Raw genomic sequence first — 1,692 nt, forward strand, 5'->3', positions numbered from 1 at the left:
CATCCACCCACCCTAACAAGCGCGGCTTGTGCCGGCCTGAGGAAAAAGGGCAAACGCCAGACCGTAGCCGTGTGGGCACAGGCGCGCATAGGCTCGGTGAGTGGACATCGTCGAGTTCCTGACCGCGCGCATTAGAGAAGACGAAGCCGTCGCCCTAAAGCTGCTCGGCGACCCCACGCTTGCCGTCTCCGGCGAGTGGTATGAACGCCGCCTGCTCCGTGAGTGCGAGGCCAAGCGCCAGCTCATCGGCATCATTGAATCCGCACGCCAGTCCGTGCTGGCCATGTTGGTCAGCCAGGAACCCGCCGAGGCCGGATGGGTGCCGGACGTCATCGAATGGACCACGCTCTCCCTGCACACCCTGGCGCTGCCGTATGCGGACCACCCCGAATTCCAGGCGCACTGGCGGATCACCGGATAGGCCCGTCAGCGGTTAGCTCCTGAGATGCTGACGGGTCCCGGAAACCTGCAGGAAATCTCCGCGGCCTACTCTGGTCACACCGCGGCTTCTGCGGTCCGCAAGTCGGCTGGTTCTTGAAGGGATACCGTCATGCACCTCTTGCCCCGTGAGCAGGAAAAGCTCATGATCGTGGTCGCGGCGGATCTCGCCCGCCGCCGCCAGGCGCGCGGACTGAAGCTGAACTTCCCCGAGGCCGTCGCGGTGATCAGTTACGAACTGATCGAGGGCGCCCGGGACGGCCGAAGCGTTCCGGAGCTCATGAGCTACGGAACCACCATCCTTGGCCGCGACGACGTGATGGAGGGAGTGCCGGAAATGATCCACGACGTCCAGATCGAAGCAACCTTCCCGGACGGCACCAAGCTCGTCACCGTTCACGGCCCGATCCGTTAGGAGCTTCGATGATTCCTGGAGAATACGTGCTCAGTTCCGCGCCGCTGGTCATCAACGCCGGCCGTGAGGCGGTGGAGGTCGCGGTGACCAACACCGGAGACCGGCCCGTCCAGGTGGGCTCGCATTATCACTTTGCCGAAGCCAACTCGGCGCTGCAGTTTGACCGGGCGGCCGCCTACGGCCGCCGGCTGGACATCCCGGCCGGCACGGCCGCGCGGTTCGAACCCGGGGACAGCAGGACCGTCCGGCTGATCGAGCTCGCGGGCAGACGGGAAGTGTACGGCCTCAGCAACGCCGTCAACGGCGCACTCCGCAAGAGCGGACTCCCTGTTTCCGAAGGGGAAGGTGACGCACAGTGAGTTTCGAGCTATCCCGCAGGCAGTATGCGGACCTCTACGGCCCGACGACGGGCGACGCCATCCGCTTGGCCGACACGGATCTGTTTCTTGAGATCGAGAAGGACCTCACCGTCTACGGCGAGGAAGTGGTGTTCGGCGGCGGCAAGGTGATCCGCGACGGCATGGGCCAGAACGGCCAAGTGACCCGGGACGGTGACGGTTCCGGCGGTATTGGTTCCGGCGGCGGAGTCCCGGACACCGTGATCACCAACGTCGTGGTGCTGGACTACACCGGCATCTACAAGGCCGACGTCGCGCTCCGGGACGGCCACATCTTCCGGATCGGCAAGGCCGGCAACCCGCAGATCACCGACGGCGTGGACATCGTGATCGGCGCGAGCACCGAGATCATTGCGGGTGAACGGAAAATCCTGACCGCCGGCGGGGTGGACTCGCACATCCACTTCATCTCCCCGGACCAGGTCCCCGCCGCCCTGTGCA

At 65.4% G+C, this 1,692-nt stretch carries 3 protein-coding genes and 1 pseudogene; all 4 read left to right on the forward strand.

Going from position 1 to position 1,692, the window contains the following annotated elements; translation table 11 throughout:
- The first annotated feature begins 100 nt into the window (after positions 1-100).
- Positions 101-421, forward strand: a complete 321-nt coding sequence (locus LQV45_RS30315) for a DUF6221 family protein (RefSeq protein WP_230010922.1) — start codon at positions 101-103, stop codon at positions 419-421.
- Positions 422-550: 129 nt separating this feature from the next.
- Positions 551-853: an urease subunit gamma gene (locus LQV45_RS30320; RefSeq protein ID WP_230010923.1), complete on the forward strand. Its 303-nt coding sequence runs from the start codon at positions 551-553 to the stop codon at positions 851-853.
- A gap of 8 nt (positions 854-861) precedes the next feature.
- Positions 862-1,212 carry an urease subunit beta gene (locus LQV45_RS30325; RefSeq protein WP_230010925.1) on the forward strand — a complete coding sequence of 117 codons (351 nt, stop codon included), beginning with the start codon at positions 862-864 and terminating at the stop codon, positions 1,210-1,212.
- Positions 1,209-1,692: pseudogene (gene ureC, locus LQV45_RS30330) on the forward strand (urease subunit alpha); the annotation flags it as partial. The gene LQV45_RS30325 and the pseudogene ureC, both read left to right, overlap by 4 nt.

The sequence above is a fragment of the Microbacterium sp. Bi128 genome (genome assembly GCF_918698205.1).

Bases quoted from the DNA above. Each gene is read 5' to 3' on its own strand.
- LQV45_RS30325 (WP_230010925.1), top strand. From the start codon at position 862: ATGATTCCTGGAGAATACGTGCTCAGTTCCGCGCCGCTGGTCATCAAC.
- LQV45_RS30320 (WP_230010923.1), top strand. From the start codon at position 551: ATGCACCTCTTGCCCCGTGAGCAGGAAAAGCTCATGATCGTGGTCGCG.